The following is an 18,945-nucleotide window of genomic DNA, read 5'->3' on the forward strand; positions in this document are numbered from 1 at the left end:
AATGGGGAGAGGAGGCAGAACTACGGCGGCGCAGAGTTGTTCCACCGTTTTTCCGCGCAAACGCATGCACGCATGACAAACCCGGCAAACGATGTTTACCGGGTTTCAGCAATGGAGATGCAGCGTTGAAGGTCTGGACGTTATATGGCAGCGGCGGTCTGCATCGTATCGCCCATATGATTGGCGAGAAAATGTTTTGCGCGGTTGACCCGGCTTTTGACGGTCCCGACAGAAATCCGGCATTTGCTGGCTGCCGCATCGTAGGCTTGCCCATCTTCTATCACCAGGTGAAAAACATCGCGATAGATTGGCGGCATGGCTTCAAGAGCGCGATCATATTCGATCTTGCGGATCGCCCATTCCTGAGGACAGGAGGCGGCGGGAATGAGGTGTTCGAGATTGTCGGTTCCAACCGTGATGCGCTTGTTCTTCTGATAGGACGTATGGTGGGCGTTGCGCATGATCGTAAACATCCACGACTTCAAATTGGTGCCGGGCGTGAAAGACGGTAGCGCACGCAGAGCTTTCAACAACGTTTCCTGCACAAGATCTTCAACGTCGGTTTGGCTTCGATAAAACCGCGAACCAAACCTGTGGAGCGCTGGGATAAGGGCGACGACTTCTTGCTGGATACTCAAGTCTGAGGACATGCTTAATCTCCTTGCTAGAGGTAGATCAAGTCGTGGCTGGCCTCATCGTTCCGGGTTCAGCCATGGGGGTACGTTAGCGTACACTCATATCAGAAATATCTTTTGGACCCTTGTCCTGCGGCTCCGGAAACGCCATTGCGCGCTTTGAAAAGACCGATTTATTCGGACTTACGATAGAGCCTTGGGGCCTCATCGAACCGCACCACGTCTCTGAAGGGAACGGTTTTGGCGATTTCACCGTTTTCAAGTGTGATTTCGAAGACCTCACCATCAATCACCTCGCCCCGCAGAAGCCGGTCGGCTAGGATTTCACGCGCAGCCTGAAAGGCCTCATCGCATGCTGCTTGAAGTGTTTCAAATTCCGCACCCTCAGGGTCCAGAGCCAGACCGTCGTGGGTACGAACGTGAAAATAATATCGCATTGCAAATCTCCAGTGTCACCATCGAACCACTGGCAGTTGCTAAAGTTTCATCACATCCTTATTTGTGGCCTGCACGGATCGTTGAAGACCGTTCAGGCGCCTCTAAAAGACCAACAGGAGGAGATCGCTTTGACCTGGACCAATAATGGCCTTCTTAAAACACTTTCGTCAGAAGATGCCGCACTGCTGAGACCACTTCTGGAAAAGGTCACGCTGGAGCAGGAACAGGTCCTTTTCGAAAGCTACGAGCCGATCAGCCACGTCTATTTTTTCGAAAGCGGGCTGTCGTCGGAAGTGATTGTAGCGACGAAATCCATCGAGGTGGGCTGCATCGGTCATGAGGGATGCTCGGGTGTCCCGGTCTTGATGGGCGTGGACGAAAGCCCGCATAAGGCATTCATGCAAGTTGGAGGCACAGCGTTGCGCATACCAACGCCAGAACTTCGTGCGTTGATGGATGATAGCCGCACGCTGCGGACAATGCTGCAGAAGTACGCCCACGTCTTCATGATCCAGATTGCCGCGACGGCGCTGGCAGATGGTCGTTACGATGTGGAGCAGCGACTGGCCCGTTGGCTTTTGATGTGTCACGACAGGCTTGGTAACGAATTACCGCTGACCCACGACTTTCTGGCGGTGATGCTTGGCGTAAGACGCCCAAGCGTGACGGATGCACTGCACAAACTGGAAGGTAATCTGGCGATAAAAGCCGAGCGAGCGATGATAACCATCAGAGATCGTGCCGTGCTTGAAGCGACGGCGGGTGACTCCTATGGCATTCCTGAGGCAGAACACCGGCGGTTGATCGGTGGAGATGACCTGGATGCCAATAAGGTCAAAAAACACGGGTAGAAAACCCGATTGTCAAAGTCACGCAGAGTTAAGCCCCATACGCAAACCGAATGGTACCGCGCACGGGGCTGGAGCGTTTATTTTCCTGCCGTATCATCCACGACGTCGGTCTCGGGCCGGTCGCCACCACGCACATGTTGGGATTGCCATTGGCCGTCCGCCAACTGGTAGGAAATATCGACTTCCTCACCACCGATCTGCTGACGCCTTGCGGCGTCATTGGCCGCTTTCAATGCGGAGTCGTGGTCTGGAAAGGTCTCGGACCAGACATCGCCTAATCGGTACGCATATCCGCCATCGTGTTCGCCAACGTGATAGGTCACTGCCATCATAATCTCCTTTTGCAAGCGTTCGAAAACGTTGCGGCATCGGAGATGTTCCAGACCCGGCAGATCAAAGCGCGTCCGATACGGGACCTTCAGCGTGCGGCATTGTTCGAAATTCGCCGCGTGATGCCCGGGAATGCACGATATGCGAGTTCGATCAGCTTTCCGCGGCCTGGGTAATTTATTTCGCGACCAGCCTCCAGGGCGTGCTCGACCGACTCCACGACGACGTCTGGCGTCACCATTTGCGAAATCGACGTGCGTCCGGTCCTTAGAAAGTCCGGCCCGCCCTCGGCGGCCTGGGATATCAAGGGGGTATCGACCGCGGGGGGGCAGACGAGCTGGAAACGGATGCCCTTGTTGCGGTTTTCGCTGATCAGCACTTTGGCGTAGTGATTGACCGCAGCTTTTGTCGCCCCGTAGGCACCAAAGCGATCGATCGGGATGATGCCGGCAGTCGAACCATAGATGACGATATCACCGCGCCCACGGGGCAACATCCTGTCCAGTAGGATACTCGTGGTGTTGACCATGCCGCCATAATTGATCTCCATGGCCTTGACCGTCTTGGCCGGATCCACTTTCGCCAACTCTCCACCGGGCATGATTGCCGCACACACGATAAGACAGTCGACTTCGCCCAGACGCTGCTCGATATCTGAAACGAGCTGTTTCAACGCGGCGTGATCTGTCACGTCACACCGAAAAGGATGGATCGAGGCATGCTTGGCCGACACCTCGGCCAGACCTTCATCATTCAAATCCAAGATCGCAACCGCTTTGCCTTTTTCAGCGGCTCGCAAGGCGTGGAGACGACCGATACCGCTCGCGCCGCCGGTAATAAGGGTTACGCCTGTCATCGTCATATCCTCACTTTCATGTCTGTGTCGTCCCGCTCAAGGCAAAAAGCATAGGGGCCGGGCATGCCCTTGAGGTCCATGATGCCAAGAACACGTATTTCATCGATACGGACGAAGTGGTCGAATATGGCCTTGCTGTCGTAAGCCATAGTCGCGGTCGAGCGCCCGCGATATTCAATCATGCGCAATCGGGCTTTCGGCGATCTGGTTTGAAGGATCGGGCGCAGAACCGTCATTGCGGTGCCCAGCACTGAAGAACGCGGCAATGGCGCGGTCAAAGGCACAAGCATCGGATCGACAGCATAGAGTTCCGTTTTGTCGCGTGAATAAAACAGCAGCGGATGGACGGCCTCCGGGTTTACGAAGAGCTTCCCATACCAGCCACTAGGCTCCAGCAGTCCATCCAGACGATGACCGGTCTTGATCTCGAAACCGCGCCACCGTCCCGTCAGAAGAGAGACGTCGGCGGTTGGAAGTGCGTCGAAGCAGTCGAGGATTTGCGAAGGCTGGGCCGAACGGGCAGAAAGTATATTTTCAATAATATCCACTGCTGACTTTCTCATCCATAAGTTTTATATAATATTCATGCATTGCACGGTTGTTATGGAGATAGCGTTCAGCAAACGGGTTTCAAGCCGAAATCGAATAAAAATGGGCTGAACCATCAAAGGCTCGTCGCCCAAGTGGGAAGGAAGGCGCAATCCACGTTTTAGCGAGGCATTGCGACAAGCCTGCCGCTGGAGGGCTGGCGAATGATGTCCATAGGCACCTCATATATCCGCTGCAATTCGTCAGCATCCATGATTTCTGCCGGTGTTCCATGGGCCACAAGACGGCCGGAATGAAGCGCGACGATGTCATCGCAATAGCGTGCGGCCATGTTGATGTCGTGCAACACCATGATGATGCTGATGCCTTTATGGCGGCACAAATCGGAGGTCAACTCCAGAACATCCAGTTGATGTCCAATATCGAGAGCGGAAATCGGCTCATCCAGCAGCAGACAAGCGGCATCCTGCGCCACCAACATGGCAAGCCAGACACGCTGACGCTCGCCGCCCGACAAGCTATCCACCATGCGATCGGTAAACTTGGCGATACCGGTGAGTTCTATCGCCTCTTCTACCTTCCGCTGGTCCTCCTGCCCGAAGCGTCCGAGGGCGCCGTGCCAGGGATAGCGCCCGAGCGCGACGAGTTCCTTGACCAGCATTCCCGGGGCTGGTGGGGTACGCTGGGGCATGTAGGCTAGGCGACGGGCAAAAGCGCGATTTTCCCATGTGTCGAGCGATCTGCCTTCGAACGCGATTGAACCGCTCGTCGGCTCCTGCTGTCGTCCGATGAGTTTCAGGAGGGTCGATTTGCCCGAACCATTATGGCCGATCAGCGCAATGGACCGGCCGGAATGCAAGGTCAATGTCAGTGGGTGCAGCAGGACGCGATCTTCGACCGCGAATGTCACATCGTCGAGCGACAAAAGCGGCGTGTCGCTATCTGCAGGATTTGATTGTCTGTTCAATGGCATCTGGATGTCCGCAAGGCTGCTCTGGCTAAATCGTGGCTTTCACGTTTCACCCGGTTCAAAACACCCGTCAACATCCTGCACGCGACGGACGGCGAAACTGGATATTGAAGGCCTCCTGAAAACTTGATAAACACGCGAAAGTTTTTATCCTTGTGGTATAGAGTTTCGGGAATGACCTTTCAACCGAGAATGCAAAACCAGATAGAGGGCTTTTCGGTTGTCGGAGGGCTTCGTCGACGTTATTGGAACGGCATCACCGCCGATCTCTGGGATGTTACCTGCGGCGCATACGCTGGCGGTCATTACGTTGCGCGCGATCCGCGCCTGTTTATTCTGCTCGATCATCAGGGAAAAGGCAGGCCTACGGTCAAGCGCACGGCGATCGAGCCCGGTACGGCGCAGGATTGCGACCTCAGTCCGATCTCCTATGTTCCCGCCGATATGGATTTGTGGGTGGACATCAGGGATGTCCGGTCGATCCGCCATCTCGACATCCATTTCGATGTGGATGCGATAAGCCGCAGATTAGGGGATGACCTGGACCCGATGCTGCTACGGGAACCCCGTCTGCCATTCGCCGACATCAGGGCTGTGACCCTTGCGAGGCTCATCGCAAGCGAACTCGAGAGTGGCGAACCGCTGCATGATCTCTACGGCGACGGGCTTGCATTGTCATTGCTGCTCGACGTTCTCAAAATCTCCAAGACTGCACCCCGCAAGCGTGGCACGCTGGCACCCTGGCAATTGCGACGCGCCAAGGATTTCATCGACGAACATTGCCTGCGAAATATCCGGCTGGAAGAGCTAGCGGCTCTTACCGGCCTTTCCCAATCGCACTTCAGCCACTCCTTCAAGGCCGCGACAGGTGTGGCGCCGCACGAATGGCAGATGAATGCCAGAATCGATCGGGCTAAAGAACTGATCAGATCCGGGCACCACATGCTGACGGCGATTGCGGCCGAAACCGGCTTTGCCGATCACGCTCATTTCAGTCGTTCGTTCCGCAAGCACGTCGGGCTGACGCCATCCCAATGGAAAAAATCACACGTGATAAAACGGTGAGCAAATCTCTTTTGACGTGAAGTTTGCCCAAATCCGTTCAATTCCCGCCGCTCGAAACAAGCAGACAAATTAAATCTGAGTTAACCACTCAATTTATCGAAAGCCGCCTGAGAGCGCGGTGTGAGTGGGCGCAACGTGAAAAAACACATGACATCTTCCTTGATAAAAACCGCATTGCTGGCGGGCGTGGCATCGATAGGCTTGAACCTCCTGCCTGAGGCTTGGGCGCAGAGTACCGACACCAATACGACCGGCCCCGGCACAACGCTTGCCCCCATCATCGTTCAGGGCAACGCTGAAGAGGGCGGGACAGGGCCTGTGAGAGGTTATGTTGCCAAGGAGACGACAACCGGATCGAAAACAGAGACGCCTTTGAAAGAAGTTCCGCAGGCCGTCTCCGTCGTGGGGACGACGGAAATGTCTGATCGTGGTGTCGTCGACAAGGTGGACCAGGCGCTTTTATACACACCGGGCGTGTTTGCTCAGCCATTCGGCTCCGATCCCGACACCGACTGGATTTATGTCCGCGGTTTCGACGCCAGCCAGACGGGTCTGTTTCTTGACAATATGGCATTGACCAGCCACGCCTTCGGCAATTTCCAGGTGGATCCGTTCATGCTGGAACGTGTCGAGGTCCTCAAGGGTCCGGCATCCGTTCTGCTGGGCGGCGCCAATGCCGGCGGCGTCATCAACATGGTGCGCAAACGGCCCACGGAAGGCCCCTACTCCTATACCGAGATCGGCGTGGACAGCAATGCGAACGGCTTTCTTGGTTTCGACTTCTCGGATGCGATGCCTGGCAACGACGCAGTGAACTATCGCGTAACGGGCAAGCTTTCCGGCGGCAATGGCTACTCGAAAGAACAGGACGACATCAGGGGCATCTTCATGCCGCAGGTGACGTTCCAGCCAACAGATGCAACAAGCCTCAATATATGGGCCTATATCAGCCGCCTCGATCAGACCCACACATCCAATGGCCTTCTCCCATATTCCGGCACGGTGGTCTCTAACCCGTTCTTCGGCAAGATCGATCGCGACGCGTATTTCGGGCGCTCTGACTTCGACATCGGGCAGTTCACACAGGCGATGACCGGCTACGAGTTCACGCACGAATTCGAAGACGGGTGGAAGGCCACGCAAAACCTGCGTTACGGTTATCTGAAAAAGCGGGAACGCCAGCTCTATCCGTTCGACTACCTCGACCAGACCGACCCAACGGTGCTGATGTATGCCGACGACGTTCGCTCCGAAGGAAGCTCCTTCAATGTCGACAATCGTCTTGAAAACGAGATTGACGTTGGGGGCGCAAGCCATAAGGTCATGGTCGGTCTGGACTACCGGTCGTATCGCCTCGACAACGACCAACTGGCGACGCCATATCTTGCCTATCCAACACCCATCAACCCCGACGACCTGCCGTATAATTATTCGCTGCCGCCCCTGACACCGTCCACCCATCAGGTCTACTCCATACGGCAGCTTGGCGTTTATGCACAGGACCAGATAAAATTCGGTGATGGCTGGATCGCGACCTTCAACGGCCGTTTCGATTATCTCGACAGCGAGGTGGATGATCGGCTCGGAACGGGTGATTTTGCGAGAAACGACTCCGCCTGGAGCGGGCGTGCGGGACTGGCCTATGAGTTCGACAATGGTCTCACACCTTATGCCAGCATCTCGACGTTCTTCAGCCCTCTCGTCGGCGTGAGCGCAGATGGTGCGCTGAAGCCGGAAGAAGGCGAGCAATATGAGGCGGGCATAAAATATGAGCCCAGCTGGCTCGATGGTACGCTTACGACGTCAGTCTTCCAGATCGACAAGCAGAACTATACGGTCAGCACACCCTCCCCAAGCTTTATCAGCAGACAGCTCGGCGAGGTGCGTTCGAGGGGCTTCGAGGTCGAAGGCAAAGTCAATCTCGATGAGAACTGGAAAGCGATCGCTTCGGCATCCTACACGGATCTGGAATTCACGAAAAACCCAAGCAATCCCGTCCTGCAAGGCAAAACACCGTTGCTCGTGCCGAATGCGCAGGCCTCGCTTTGGCTGGACTACACCGTAACCGATGGACCGCTGGAAGGTTTGGGCTTCGGTGCGGGCGCTCGTTATCGCGGCAAGTCCTGGGCTGATGACGGCAACACGCTTCGTGTGCCAGACGCTACCGTTTTCGATGCCGCCATCCGATACGAAAAGAACGACTGGAAAGCTTCGCTCAACGTCACAAATGTGTTTGATAAGGAATATGTCGCGGGCTGCAACACCATGTCCTTCTGCGGATATGGCGAAGCGCGCACGGTGAGCCTCAAGCTTAGCAGAAGCTGGTAACGGACGCGGTAAGCATGAAATGATAGGGGTGGCCCGCCGGGCCACGCCCTTGCAGATGCCCGGAGGCAGATTTGAATTCCCGTCTTCTGTTTTCCCGCCGAAGCTTCCTTGCAGCCGCAGCCTCGCTGACCATCTCCCGTCCCTCATGGGCACAAAACTCACCGAGCATCGCGACGCGGTCCGCCACACTGGATTGGGCACTGCTCGAAACACTTCTGGCCCTGGGCTCCAACGTGGTCGCGGCACCCGAATTGCAACAATTTCGCGATGTGGCCGTAGAACCGGCGGTGCCGGACACCATCGTCGATCTCGGGCTGAGAGGCCTGCCCAATCTGGAGACCCTGTCGTTTGCAAAGCCGGATGTTATATTCAATTCCAATTTCTACGCATGGGCGGATCCACTGCTTTCAGGCATAGCGCCAACGCATAATCTTGGAGTCTATCTTTCCGGCGAAGACCCCTATGTGATGGCCGAACGGGCAACCGTCACCATCGCGAAAGAACTCGCCATTACGTCGAGTGCGGACACCTATCTTGGTGAAACGACCCGGCGGCTGGAGAACTTGCGACAGGCATTTGCAACGAGCGACGGACGTCCCATCCTGCCGATCAACCTGGGCGATGCGCGGCACTACCGCGTCTTCGGCAGTGACAGCATGTTCGGCTCCGTGCTGCGCCGCCTTGGAATAGAAAATGCGTGGAAAGGCCAGACCGCTTATTCCGCCGCTGCTCCCATGGGCATCGAAACCCTCGCTTCCATGCCGGATGCCTGGATCGTTCTCATTCCGCCGCATCCACTCGATGCGTTGGTCACCCTCAATCGAAGCGCGTTCTGGAATGCGCTTCCTGCCGTACGCGAAAAACGGATCGTGACGTTGGGCTCCATCAATCCCTACGGAGCACTACCCGCCGCTCTTCGATTTGCCGAAGAACTCCATAAAGGTCTGATCAGTGCGCGGAAGAGTTAGCATGGCACCCAGATCTCTCAATCATCGCCGTGGCGTGGTCTCGATTCTCCTCGGCATCTCGGCGTGCCTCGGAATGCTTGCGATCCTGATCGGAACCCGGCCCAAGGTTCCCGCAGACGCTGCAACAGCGGAAATGCTGAGCGATATTCTGCTGTGGAACAGCCTGCTTCCCCGCGCTGCCATCGCATTGGTCGCTGGCGCGGCACTAGGAATGGCAGGCGCGTTGCTGCAAAGGGTGCTTCGCAACCCGATCGCCGACGCGTCCACGCTGGGAATTGCAGCGGGTGCCGAACTGGCTCTTGTCGTGGGCCTCAGCTTTCCACCGCTTCTTGCTGGCGTATCGCGAGAGCTGGTTGCTTTTTCGGGCGGCCTTACGGCCGTTTGCCTCGTATTGCTCCTGTCATGGCGTCAATCCTTCGATCCTGTAACAGTTGCCGTATCGGGGCTCATCGTCAGCATGATCGCGGCCTCACTGACGATTACCCTCATCCTGGCACGCGGCGAATATGCACTGTCCATCAGCATCTGGGGTGCGGGGTCGCTCAGTCAGCAGGATTGGCAAGGCGTTCTATCCTTGACACCCCGTCTCTGCTTGGGTGCCGTGATGGCATATATTCTCGTTCGTCCGCTAAATGTGATGGCGCTGGATGATGCAAATGCCAAAAGCCTTGGACTTTCGCTTGTGTGGCTGCGCCTGGCGATCCTCTTGCTGGCCGTCTGGCTCGCTGCCTCCGTGACCGCCACGGTCGGCGTGATCGGCTTCCTCGGCCTTGCGGCTCCAGCAATCGCAAGGCTCTGCGGCGCCAGAACGACTGGGCAGATACTCATCGCGGCGCCGCTGACAGGTGCAGCTCTGCTGTTTATGACGGACAGCACAAGCCAGTTGTTGGGACCGGGCTTTTCTGATCTGGCACCGGCAGGTGCCGCAACGGCACTCATGGGTGGTCCCGTTCTGCTCCTCCTTCTGCCGCGCCTGCATGCGATCTCTCCAGTGGCAACCGCCGCTGCGCTCATCGAAAAGCCGCTTGCCCGACCGCAGTTGTGGATGCTCGCCCTGACCGTATTGATCGCCGTCCTTGTGATGGCCGCTCTGACCATCGGACCCTCGCCGACTGGATTTCGCTTCTCTTTCGGTGAGACACTGACAGAACTTCTACCATTTCGTCTGCCGCGTATTCTTGCCGCCGGTGGTGCAGGCGCACTTCTGGGCGCAGCGGGTTTCATCATGCAACGCGTTACGGGCAATCCGATTGCAAGCCCCGAGGTCCTTGGGGTTTCGGCTGGCGGTGGTGCCGGGTTGGCCGCCACGCTCTATCTCGTCGGGTCGTCATCACCCACCGTTATGTTGACCGGCATGGCCTTGGGCGCGGTGATCGTATTCTCCATCATGATTGCGATGACCGCACGCCGTGAACTTTCTGCCGAACGCTTGCTCTTGTCCGGCATAGCGATGAGTGCTCTTTCCATGGCCATCGTATCGATCGTTCTCGCACAGGGTGACATGAATGCCTTCATTCTCCTGATGTGGATGGCGGGATCGACCAATCGTGCGGGGTCGTTCGAAGCGTGGACAGCGCTGACTGCGGTGGTGCTCTTTGCGACACCGCTGTTTTTCATGGGCCGTTGGCTTACCATCCTGCCGCTCGGCACCGTCTTTTCGAAAAGTGTCGGCGTTGGCCTCACATCGTCCCGGCTGGTGCTTGCAATACTTGCTGCGCTGATGACGGCCACAGCCTCTTTTCTGGTTGGACCGCTCAGCCTTGCGGGGCTCGTTGCCCCACATCTCGCCAGATTCATCGGACTGCTTGGAGCGCGTCAGCAACTCTTCGCCTCGCTGATGATCGGCGCGGCGATGCTCATCGGTGCCGACTGGCTCTCCCGCGTCGTGATTTACCCCTATCAAGTCCCCGTCGGCGTGTTTGCCGCTCTCATCGGAGGGCCGTATTTGTTGTGGCTCATCTCACGCACAGGAAAGCGCTGAACGTTGATAGCATTGCTCAAACGCTGCCAACATCATGTCTGCGGAGCCCCAGGAGATGGTAAAAGACAATGGCCCCGATTGTGGCCGTGCCGATGCCATCAAGGGTGAAGCCACCCAATTGAAGTTTAAAGTTGCCCGCGCCAAGAACGAGGGCGATACCAACTGTGATCAGATTTCTGGGTTGTGAGAAATCGACCCGATTTTCGACCCAGATGCGGCCTGCGGTGGCAGCAATCAGGCCGAACACGACGATAGAGAGGCCACCGACGACGGGCCCGGGAATGGTCTGGATCAGTGCTCCGAATTTCGGCGAAAATCCCAGCAGGATTGCGACGGCAGCGGCGACCACGAAAACCAGTGTCGAGAAGATGCGCGTGATGGCCATGACACCCATGTTCTCGGCATAGGTCGTCATGCCCGTTCCGCCGAACGCACCGGACAGAATGGTTGCGATACCATCGCCAAGGAATGCGCGACCCAGATAGGGATCGAGCGACCGACCGGTCATTGCACCGATGGCTTTGATGTGTCCCAGATTTTCAGCGACAAGAATGACCACGACCGGCGCGATGAGCGTGATAGAGGACACGGAAAATTCCGGTGCCGTGAACTTGGGCAGTCCGAACCACGCAGCCGCAGCAACGCTGGAAAAATCTACCGACGTCGCCAGACCAAAGCCATTGGCAACAACGAGATAGACGACATAGGCAATGGCGCCACCGAGCAGGATGGGCAGTCGCCTCGCCATAGACGGTGCGTACACCGCGACAGCACCGACCGAAACGACCGTCAAAAGGGCGATCCAGCGTGAAAGCTGGCTGCCATCCGCATCCGTCGGGCTGGTGCCGGATGCGCTGGATATCGCGACAGGAGCAAGCACGAGACCGATGGCCGCGACGATCGCGCCTGTCAGGACCGGCGGCATCAGCCTTTCGATCCAGCGATGTCCTGCCACCATGACGACCAGTCCGACGATGGCGTAGAGAATACCCGCCCCGATAATCCCGCCCAAGGCCGTGGCTATGTTGGGATTAGCGGCCCCCGCCGCCGCCCCGGTGGCAATGAGGACAGGACCGATGAATGCGAAGGAGGAGCCGAGGTAGCTCGGCACCCGTCCGCCGACGGCGATAAAGAAGATCAGCGTCGAGATACCGGAAAACAGGATCGACACATTGGGATCAAACCCCATGATGATGGGCGCAAGAACCGTCGAACCGAACATCGCCACGACATGCTGAATACCAAGGACGATGGTCTGTCCCGCCGGCAGACGCTCGTCCGGCATGACCTCGCCCTGCCTCTTCAATGTCCAGCGGGGAAAATAGCCTCTTCCTTCACGCATTGTCGTCTCCCTTGACGCGGCCCGGCGACCCGCTCAGAGACGTTTCTGGCGAGATGTGACATGGCGCCTGCGCCAGGCGCGCAGGCTGCTGTTTGCTACCTTTTGATAATCTGCCTGCAGGGCTTTGTCATTCATCACGAAGAGGTTACCCACAACCCCTTACGATGCGGCAAAACCTTTGCCATCCTTGAAGCCGAGTGCCAGCACGCCATCGGCCGTGGTAACCGATAGCTGGCGGTAATCTTCGACGCTCGCCCTGCCCTTCAGCGTTGCGCCTCTTGTGTGGCTGATGACGACAACGGAAGCGCCTGCGGCCTCGCCTGCCAGGATTCCGGCATCGGCATCCTCAAAAACGAGGCAACGAGTAGGGTCGACAGACAGCAGACGTGCTCCAGCAAGAAACGGGTCGGGTTTCGGTTTGCCGTTCTGCACGTCTTCAGCCGCAACGATGGCATCGGGAATGGGGATACCGGCGGCACGCATGCGGGCGAGCGCAAGTTCCTTCGGTGCGGACGTAACCACGGCCCACCTTCCGCGTGGGAGCATTTTCAGAAACTCGATTGCACCGGGAATGGCAACCACGCCATCGAGGTCGACAAGCTCGCGGGCCTTCACCTCAGCGGCACTTTTTTCAACGTCGATACCAATCGCTGTAAGATCAGCCATTGTGTCCTCGACACGTCTGCCGTGATAAGGCGGTGTAGGGATACCGTGTTCCTTTGCCCAGTCACCCCAGACACGCTCGGATGCAGCAGTCGAGTCGAGGATCGTGCCGTCCATATCGAAAAGGAAGGCGTCGAATGTGGTATGAGGTTCTTGAACCAAGGGATCTTCTCCATAACGCGTCGTGCAACATGACCTACCGAACCGTCCCTGTCTCATGCCTTAGATCGCAAAGCAAATGTTAGCGCGGCGAGACGATGGAACAGGGTTGACTTCAATGTGTTAGAAATTCAGGAAGCATGAAGGGACGGACATGAGCGACATCAGGAAAGTAACAGGCCGGCAGATCGCTGCAGCCCGTGCATTGGTGGGTCTCGATCAAGCACAACTTGCGCAGCTTGCGGATATATCAGCCTCCGACCTCCAGAATGTCGAAGAAGGCAAGGAGACTGGGGACAGATTCGGTGCCGTCATCGCCGCGCTTCAGCAAGCCGGGATCAAATTCATCGACGACGAGCAAACCTCGGCAGCAGGAGGACCCGGCGTTCGGCTTGCTTTGTCTCCCGACCCCGAAGTTGCCACAGCCGAGACCGTACAATATCCAGAACATCTACAACCTGACGCACCGACTGGTGCAGGCGGCTGAACGCTGTACACTAGACGTTGCCATGTTCAGCAAAGCTGAAGCCAGATGACGCCGGAAAAAACGAGGATCGTCGATAAGAACCCGGCCAGAGCGCTGTATCGTGCAAGAGACGCGACGCCAGCGTTGTCAGGCAAGGACCGCGCGTAAATGTAAAGCGCACCCGCTGCGATCACTGATATCACCAGCAGCACAATCGTCGCCAGACGCAGGAAAGACACGCCGCCCAAAAGTGTCGCATCCCAACCGGCCCGACATCCAACGGCCTGCACCGAGTAAAACAGCGTAAAGAACGCAGCCCACAGGACGAGCGGTCCAACAATGGCGAAGAGGGTCCGATAGCGCATGAACTACCCTCCCGACTGCAATGCAGAAAGCACATAGGAGTAACCGGCGACGATAATGACGACGGAGCCGCAGTAGCTGTGCCACAACTTGGCGATCATCACATCGTTGCGACGCACCGCCGACACATATCCGTTGCGTACTCGCCACGCGCAGAAGCACGAAAAGACGGCGCCCAATGAGAGGTGGACGAAGAGATAGATGTGCACGGCGAATGCTACGGCGTCGAGGGCTGCCGCCGTCGCGCCCGGTCGCGCAGAAAGATCAAGTAGGAACATGCACGCCGCCACACCGTAGGCCGCGAAAGAGATCGCGAGAAGAGGCATCGGTCTCGACACCCGGGAACTGCCGACCGCTCCGGCGATGGCCGCAAAAGCTGCTATCGCCATGGCAGGAAGCACCTTTGTCAGCGACGCGGAGATCTCGACATCAGAGCCGAGCGGTGTCGACGTCCACAAAAACAGTCCACCAAACAGCAGGGATGAAAACAGCGTCGCGTTGGCGACAAGTGTGAGACGCATGGCCAAAATGCTCGGCGCATCCGCGCTCTCAAAGTGGAGCGGAAGCGACGACGCCTGTGACGCGTGAAGAGGTCCCCGGTCGATCCTTGCCGCATCGTTGCGTGTCCAGGCCAGGAAGATGCCCAGCGTCAACAGCGCAAAGAGCAGTGCTGCGACATAAAATTTGAACAACAGGCAAACGAAGACGCCACCCGTCGCGATTGCGGTTGCGAGCGGCAGGTAGGTCGGTTTCGGCAGGAGGATAATCTGGTTGGCCTCGCCCGAAATGGCATCGACACCGATCGTTTCCATCCACCCATGACGGGAAAATCCGAGATAGCCTTTTCCTGCGGCAAGTTCTGCACCCAGCGTGTCGACGGGAAGGTCGTCTGCCCTGGAAGATATCTCGGGAATGGAGGCGAAGCTGTAGGCGGGCGGCGGTGTCGGCATGGCCCATTCGAGCGTACCGGCTTTCCATGGGTTTCGGCGGAACGCTTTGCCGAACAGGAATATCAGCACGATATCCAGAGCCACCAGCATGAAGCCCATGGCCATGATGAAACTTCCGAATGATGACAGAAGGTTCAGCCACTCCCATGGGGAAGCCTCGGGGTAGGAGAACGTCCGGCGCGGCATGCCGAGCAGGCCGGTCAGATGCATCATGAAAAAGGTGAGGTTGAAGCCCGTAAAAATCATCCAGAACGCCGCGCGAGAAAGGTGCTGTACGGGCTGGCGGCCGCTGATGTGCGGTATCCAGTAATAGATTCCGGCCAGCATCGGAAAGAGAAAGCCGCCCACGAGAACATAATGGAGATGGGCAACCACGAAATGCGTATCGTGGGCCTGCATGTCAAAGGGAACCATCGCCAGCATGACGCCGGTCAGGCCTCCGATCACGAAAACGAAGAAGAACCCGAAGACATGCATCATCGGGACGTTCAACTGCGGACGACCCTGCGCAATGGTTGCGAACCAGGCAAATATCTGGATCGCTGTTGGAATTGCGACCAGTGCGCTTGCGGCAGAGAAAAAGGACAACGCCACATGCGGAATTCCGACCGTATACATGTGGTGGACCCACAGCCCGAAGGAAAGAAAAGCCATGGCCACCAACGAGGCGATGATGATGTGGTAGCCGGTCAATCTCGTTCTGGCCAGAACAGGGATTATGGTGGACAAAGCGCCCGCCGCAGGCAGGAAAATGATATAGACCTCCGGGTGCCCGAACAGCCAGAAAAGATGCTGCCACAACAGCGGGTCCCCTCCCCTTTCAGGGTCGAAGAACGGCAGATCGAAGGCGCGTTCCGCTTCAAGCAGGATCGAGCCCAGAATGAGCGGAGGAAAACCCACCAGCATCATTCCGCCCACGACCAGCATGTACCAGGCAAAGATTGGCATTCTCACCAGAGACATGCCAGGTGCACGCATGCGGATGATGGTGACGATGATCTCAATGGCGGCGCTGATGGCCGATATTTCCACGAAGGTGATGCCAAGCAACCAGACATCGGCATTGATGCCGGAGCTGAATTTCGACGAAGAGAGCGGCGTGTACATGAACCAGCCGCCATCCGGAGCCACTCCACCCAACAGCGCAATGATCAGCATCGACCCGCCGAAGAGGTAACACCAATAGCCGTAGGCAGACAATCGCGGGAAAGCGAGATCTCTGGCACCGAGAAGCTTGGGCAGAAGATAGATCGACAAGCCCTCGAAAAAGGGAATTGCAAACAGGAACATCATCACGGTTCCATGCATGGTGAAGACCTGCGCATATTGCGCCGCGTCCATGAAGGCATTGGACGCTGTCGCAAGCTGGGTACGGATCAGCATGCCCAGAAAACCGCCAATGGCGAAAAATACCAGAGCCGTGACCATGAAGCGGATGCCAATCACGTTATGATTGACGGCAGCCAACCGCTGCATGCCTTTGCCCGTTCGCCAGACAGCATCGAGCTGTTTGTGCAGGGCCAGAGGCGACAGTGTTGGTAAAACCTTTTCTCGATCCGTCACGGGCTCAAATTCCTGAGTGTATTTTCAAATGTTGGAAGATCGTGGGCGAGCACGCGAAAATTCATCGCGCTATGCCCTTCACCACAGTATTCCGCGCAGATGCCGCCGAAGGAGCCTTCGATGTCGGCCTGCAGGATCATGCTGTTCAATTGCCCTGGAATGGAATCGATCTTGCCGCCCAGCCTCGGCACCCAGAAACTATGGATGACATCAGCACTTGTCGTATCGATCTTGACCGCCTTGCCCACCGGAATGTGAAGCACATCATGACTGCGTACACGCACGCCATCACGGTCATAGGCAAACTCCCACCCCCACATGCGCGACGTCGCGGTAATCGTGATGTCCGGCTGAGAGGTGGCCGCGCCAAAAAGTTTTTCACCCTGAACGAAGGCGAAGCCCAAAAGCGCCACGAGAACGGGGATGGGCATGACAAGCCCACCCCAGACGATCCATTGCCTGGGTTGAACATTCTCAACCCAGCGCGGGGCAAAGAGCACGATGCAAAACAGCGCCATGACAAGGCCGAAAATACCGGCGGCACCGGCCAGCATCGCCCACCATAATATAGCGATTGCACTGGCTGATGGCCCCGCAGGGTCCAAAGCAGAGAGATCGCCTGAGCATCCCGACACCGCGACGCACACCGATAACACCGTCGGGAGCCGCAGGAACCGGAGGGGTGACCTGCGTGTTGACCCGCCAGCAGGAGGTACGGCATGACAGGCACTGAGAATTCCAACCCGGTGATTTCCAAGGTTGAAGAGAAGACCACCAGTTCGGCTGTTGCCGTTGCGGGGCACCCTCTTCATGCCATGACGGTTCACTTTCCCATTGCTTTGGTGATCACCACCCTGGCAGCCGACGTATTGTTCTGGTGGAGCGGAGACCCGTTCTGGGAGCGAGCAGCATTGTGGTCCGCCGGCGGAGCGTTCTTCAGCGGTGTGGCAGCAGGTCTCATAGGAACGGCGGAATTGCTGTTCGTTTCTGGAATTCGCGCCCGTGTCGCCAGCTGGGCTCACGGAATTGCCGCCATGGCTCTGATCGGTGTGGCCGGTGCGAACTGGGGCGGTCGCGTCACCGAGACCATCCAGACCCTTCCTCACGGTCTGGGGCTTTCGATGCTGGCAGCCGTGTTGACGGGTCTCGCGGGCTGGCACGGGGGTAAGCTTATCTTCGATCACGGCATCGGCCTCATGGTATCTCCCAAGGACTGATTGCCGCGATGAGGGTCTTCAGCCCGCCCGGTTCGAAAAGACCGGGCGGCACGCTGAAATTAATGTCCGGTCGAGCAAGAACGACAAAGAGAATGCCGCCGACCAGAAGACTGCTTATCGCGGTCACGACAACGAAGCGCCACACGGGATAGACCTCCCCATCTTCAAACAACCGGATGATAACCAACCCCGTCATGACGTGCAGGACCACGAGGATGCCGACCAACACCAGCTTCAGCGAGAACCATGGGCTGTAGGGCTCCTGAAGAAAGATCAAGCCTGTGCCTGATGCGATCGCGATGAAGGCGGCAGGTGACAAAATCCTCACATAGGAAAACCGCACGATTTTCTGAAGCCGAAAGAGGTCGTCATCCTCTTTGATATGGGCGCGCTGGACGTAAAGGCCGGGCAGGCTCACAAGTCCAGCGGCCCAGATGCAAATGGCCGCAATGTGGGCGAACTTTACAAACACCATCATCGTCTGTTGTCCTGGTACCGCGTGGACGGCGACAGATGCGTGTGAATGCTCCACAACGCGGCAGCGAGGAACGGCAGCAATCCGAGTGTCCACATCAGTATGCCTGCCAACTGCTGATCGAACAGCGGCGTCATGCCAAAAGCCTGTGTGGTGAAGAAATGCGCCTCGAAAAGGGGCGACGGAGCGAAGGTGAGAATGGCTCCGAGAAAGCCCATTTGGACCATGGTCCCGACGGCAAGGCCCATGGACGTGAAGACAGTGGCGTTGGTCGACAACAGGATGGCCCACAGCCACACCGACGATGCAGTGAACGCGCTTTGCATGAGCCAATATTGAGGCGTGCCAGCCAAGGCAAAGGAATAGCCGGGTGGCAGGTGCCATGCCCAATAAACGGCAGTGTGAAGCAGAAAGACCAACTCGGGCGGGACTGCCGACGCCTTTTTCGCCAGTTGCGGCAGCATCAATGCAATCAATGGCGCAGCGGCGGTGCCGACGAGAATATGGTGCACCGATCTGGCAGAAAATAACGCAGTCGACAAAGCGCAGAGCGGAGAGATGAAAGCGACGATTAGGACAGCGCTTAAAAGAACGATATGTCCCGGTTGTCGTGGAGACTGAGCGACGTAAAGAAGCCCCACGCCACTTGCGATCATCGCCATGAGAACGACATCGCCATTCCACGCCCATATAACATTTTCCGGGATGGGCGCAGGACCACAATATGGATCTAGCTTCGTCGTCAAATCGTCCCCCATTTCACATGCTGCTCACAC

Annotated in this window: 20 protein-coding genes; 7 read left to right on the plus strand and 13 right to left on the minus strand. The window is 57.2% G+C overall.

What is annotated here, in order from left to right; translation table 11 throughout:
• Positions 1 to 140: 140 nt before the first annotated feature.
• Together ASF29_RS21190 and ASF29_RS21195 are read right to left on the minus strand one after the other, a co-directional pair.
• Positions 141 to 650 carry an RNA polymerase sigma factor gene (locus tag ASF29_RS21190; RefSeq protein WP_062452664.1) on the minus strand — a complete coding sequence of 170 codons (510 nt, stop codon included), beginning with the start codon at positions 648 to 650 and terminating at the stop codon, positions 141 to 143.
• 158 nt (positions 651 to 808) lie between these two features.
• Entirely contained in the window at positions 809 to 1,072 is a 264-nt protein-coding gene (locus ASF29_RS21195; RefSeq protein ID WP_062452665.1) for a hypothetical protein, read from the minus strand.
• A gap of 129 nt (positions 1,073 to 1,201) precedes the next feature.
• Between ASF29_RS21195 and ASF29_RS21200 the strand changes: the two genes are divergently transcribed.
• A complete protein-coding gene (locus tag ASF29_RS21200) occupies positions 1,202 to 1,924 on the plus strand; it encodes a Crp/Fnr family transcriptional regulator (RefSeq protein WP_062452666.1) in 723 nt (240 codons plus the stop codon).
• A 77-nt stretch (positions 1,925 to 2,001) separates the two neighbouring features.
• Here ASF29_RS21200 and ASF29_RS21205 read toward each other — a convergent pair whose 3' ends face one another.
• The 4 genes from ASF29_RS21205 to ASF29_RS21220 all read right to left on the minus strand — a co-directional run bounded on the left by ASF29_RS21205 (position 2,002) and on the right by ASF29_RS21220 (position 4,632).
• Positions 2,002 to 2,256 (minus strand): DUF2188 domain-containing protein, encoded by a 255-nt coding sequence (locus ASF29_RS21205; protein WP_200925565.1) that lies wholly within the window; start codon positions 2,254 to 2,256, stop codon positions 2,002 to 2,004.
• An 86-nt stretch (positions 2,257 to 2,342) separates the two neighbouring features.
• Positions 2,343 to 3,110, minus strand: a complete 768-nt coding sequence (locus ASF29_RS21210; protein WP_162237925.1) for an SDR family oxidoreductase — start codon at positions 3,108 to 3,110, stop codon at positions 2,343 to 2,345.
• Between the two features lie 2 nt (positions 3,111 to 3,112).
• Positions 3,113 to 3,658 (minus strand): DUF4334 domain-containing protein, encoded by a 546-nt coding sequence (locus ASF29_RS21215; protein WP_062452669.1) that lies wholly within the window; start codon positions 3,656 to 3,658, stop codon positions 3,113 to 3,115.
• Positions 3,659 to 3,819: 161 nt separating this feature from the next.
• Positions 3,820 to 4,632: an ATP-binding cassette domain-containing protein gene (locus ASF29_RS21220; protein WP_062452670.1), complete on the minus strand. Its 813-nt coding sequence runs from the start codon at positions 4,630 to 4,632 to the stop codon at positions 3,820 to 3,822.
• 171 nt (positions 4,633 to 4,803) lie between these two features.
• On the opposite strand from ASF29_RS21220, the gene ASF29_RS21225 reads away from it, so the two are divergent.
• From ASF29_RS21225 to fhuB, 4 genes are all read left to right on the plus strand, one after another.
• Entirely contained in the window at positions 4,804 to 5,694 is an 891-nt protein-coding gene (locus ASF29_RS21225) for an AraC family transcriptional regulator (RefSeq protein ID WP_062452671.1), read from the plus strand.
• A gap of 147 nt (positions 5,695 to 5,841) precedes the next feature.
• A complete protein-coding gene (locus ASF29_RS21230) occupies positions 5,842 to 8,022 on the plus strand; it encodes a TonB-dependent siderophore receptor (RefSeq protein WP_082453662.1) in 2,181 nt (726 codons plus the stop codon).
• A 71-nt stretch (positions 8,023 to 8,093) separates the two neighbouring features.
• Positions 8,094 to 8,990, plus strand: a complete 897-nt coding sequence (locus ASF29_RS21235) for an ABC transporter substrate-binding protein (protein WP_062452672.1) — start codon at positions 8,094 to 8,096, stop codon at positions 8,988 to 8,990.
• A 1-nt stretch (position 8,991) separates the two neighbouring features.
• Positions 8,992 to 10,971 carry a Fe(3+)-hydroxamate ABC transporter permease FhuB gene (fhuB, locus tag ASF29_RS21240; RefSeq protein WP_062452673.1) on the plus strand — a complete coding sequence of 660 codons (1,980 nt, stop codon included), beginning with the start codon at positions 8,992 to 8,994 and terminating at the stop codon, positions 10,969 to 10,971.
• A gap of 16 nt (positions 10,972 to 10,987) precedes the next feature.
• Here fhuB and ASF29_RS21245 read toward each other — a convergent pair whose 3' ends face one another.
• Positions 10,988 to 12,313: a solute carrier family 23 protein gene (locus tag ASF29_RS21245; protein ID WP_062452674.1), complete on the minus strand. Its 1,326-nt coding sequence runs from the start codon at positions 12,311 to 12,313 to the stop codon at positions 10,988 to 10,990.
• 159 nt (positions 12,314 to 12,472) lie between these two features.
• Positions 12,473 to 13,138 carry an HAD-IA family hydrolase gene (locus ASF29_RS21250; protein ID WP_280136438.1) on the minus strand — a complete coding sequence of 222 codons (666 nt, stop codon included), beginning with the start codon at positions 13,136 to 13,138 and terminating at the stop codon, positions 12,473 to 12,475.
• Between the two features lie 151 nt (positions 13,139 to 13,289).
• On the opposite strand from ASF29_RS21250, the gene ASF29_RS21255 reads away from it, so the two are divergent.
• The gene (locus tag ASF29_RS21255) at positions 13,290 to 13,622 is read left to right on the plus strand and encodes a helix-turn-helix transcriptional regulator (RefSeq protein ID WP_062452675.1); all 333 of its coding nucleotides are present in this window, start codon (positions 13,290 to 13,292) and stop codon (positions 13,620 to 13,622) included.
• 26 nt (positions 13,623 to 13,648) lie between these two features.
• On the opposite strand, the gene ASF29_RS21260 is transcribed toward ASF29_RS21255, so the two are convergent.
• From ASF29_RS21260 to coxB, 3 genes are read right to left on the minus strand one after another with little or no spacing between them, the layout of a single operon-like run.
• On the minus strand, positions 13,649 to 13,966 hold the full coding sequence (locus ASF29_RS21260) for a hypothetical protein (RefSeq protein ID WP_062452676.1): 318 nt from the start codon (positions 13,964 to 13,966) through the stop codon (positions 13,649 to 13,651).
• Positions 13,967 to 13,969: 3 nt separating this feature from the next.
• On the minus strand, positions 13,970 to 16,477 hold the full coding sequence (gene ctaD / locus ASF29_RS21265; protein WP_062452677.1) for a cytochrome c oxidase subunit I: 2,508 nt from the start codon (positions 16,475 to 16,477) through the stop codon (positions 13,970 to 13,972).
• Complete coding sequence (coxB, locus tag ASF29_RS21270) at positions 16,474 to 17,289, minus strand: cytochrome c oxidase subunit II (RefSeq protein ID WP_082453693.1); 816 nt, start codon at positions 17,287 to 17,289, stop codon at positions 16,474 to 16,476. Before coxB ends, ctaD begins: the two co-directional genes overlap by 4 nt.
• Here coxB and ASF29_RS21275 point away from each other — a divergent pair.
• Complete coding sequence (locus tag ASF29_RS21275) at positions 17,197 to 17,694, plus strand: DUF2231 domain-containing protein (protein ID WP_062452678.1); 498 nt, start codon at positions 17,197 to 17,199, stop codon at positions 17,692 to 17,694. The genes coxB and ASF29_RS21275 overlap by 93 nt on opposite strands.
• Here the strand turns inward: ASF29_RS21275 and ASF29_RS21280 are convergent.
• Together ASF29_RS21280 and ASF29_RS21285 are read right to left on the minus strand one after the other, a co-directional pair.
• A complete protein-coding gene (locus ASF29_RS21280; RefSeq protein WP_062452679.1) occupies positions 17,672 to 18,172 on the minus strand; it encodes a CopD family protein in 501 nt (166 codons plus the stop codon). The genes ASF29_RS21275 and ASF29_RS21280 overlap by 23 nt on opposite strands.
• Positions 18,169 to 18,915, minus strand: coding sequence for a cytochrome c oxidase assembly protein (locus ASF29_RS21285; RefSeq protein WP_244473621.1), 747 nt, complete (start codon positions 18,913 to 18,915; stop codon positions 18,169 to 18,171). Before ASF29_RS21285 ends, ASF29_RS21280 begins: the two co-directional genes overlap by 4 nt.
• Between the last annotated feature and the right edge of the window lie 30 nt (positions 18,916 to 18,945).

It is taken from the genome of Rhizobium sp. Leaf262 (assembly GCF_001422245.1).
Taxonomy (GTDB): Bacteria; Pseudomonadota; Alphaproteobacteria; order Rhizobiales; family Rhizobiaceae; genus Agrobacterium.

Bases quoted from the DNA above. Each gene is read 5' to 3' on its own strand.
- ASF29_RS21230 (WP_082453662.1), top strand. From the start codon at position 5,842: ATGACATCTTCCTTGATAAAAACCGCATTGCTGGCGGGCGTGGCATCG.
- ASF29_RS21280 (WP_062452679.1), bottom strand. From the start codon at position 18,172: ATGATGGTGTTTGTAAAGTTCGCCCACATTGCGGCCATTTGCATCTGG.
- ASF29_RS21210 (WP_162237925.1), bottom strand. From the start codon at position 3,110: ATGACAGGCGTAACCCTTATTACCGGCGGCGCGAGCGGTATCGGTCGT.
- ASF29_RS21275 (WP_062452678.1), top strand. From the start codon at position 17,197: ATGACAGGCACTGAGAATTCCAACCCGGTGATTTCCAAGGTTGAAGAG.
- coxB (WP_082453693.1), bottom strand. From the start codon at position 17,289: ATGAAGAGGGTGCCCCGCAACGGCAACAGCCGAACTGGTGGTCTTCTC.
- ASF29_RS21220 (WP_062452670.1), bottom strand. From the start codon at position 4,632: ATGCCATTGAACAGACAATCAAATCCTGCAGATAGCGACACGCCGCTT.
- ASF29_RS21260 (WP_062452676.1), bottom strand. From the start codon at position 13,966: ATGCGCTATCGGACCCTCTTCGCCATTGTTGGACCGCTCGTCCTGTGG.
- ASF29_RS21190 (WP_062452664.1), bottom strand. From the start codon at position 650: ATGTCCTCAGACTTGAGTATCCAGCAAGAAGTCGTCGCCCTTATCCCA.
- ASF29_RS21225 (WP_062452671.1), top strand. From the start codon at position 4,804: ATGACCTTTCAACCGAGAATGCAAAACCAGATAGAGGGCTTTTCGGTT.
- fhuB (WP_062452673.1), top strand. From the start codon at position 8,992: ATGGCACCCAGATCTCTCAATCATCGCCGTGGCGTGGTCTCGATTCTC.
- ASF29_RS21195 (WP_062452665.1), bottom strand. From the start codon at position 1,072: ATGCGATATTATTTTCACGTTCGTACCCACGACGGTCTGGCTCTGGAC.
- ASF29_RS21245 (WP_062452674.1), bottom strand. From the start codon at position 12,313: ATGCGTGAAGGAAGAGGCTATTTTCCCCGCTGGACATTGAAGAGGCAG.
- ASF29_RS21255 (WP_062452675.1), top strand. From the start codon at position 13,290: ATGAGCGACATCAGGAAAGTAACAGGCCGGCAGATCGCTGCAGCCCGT.
- ASF29_RS21205 (WP_200925565.1), bottom strand. From the start codon at position 2,256: ATGATGGCAGTGACCTATCACGTTGGCGAACACGATGGCGGATATGCG.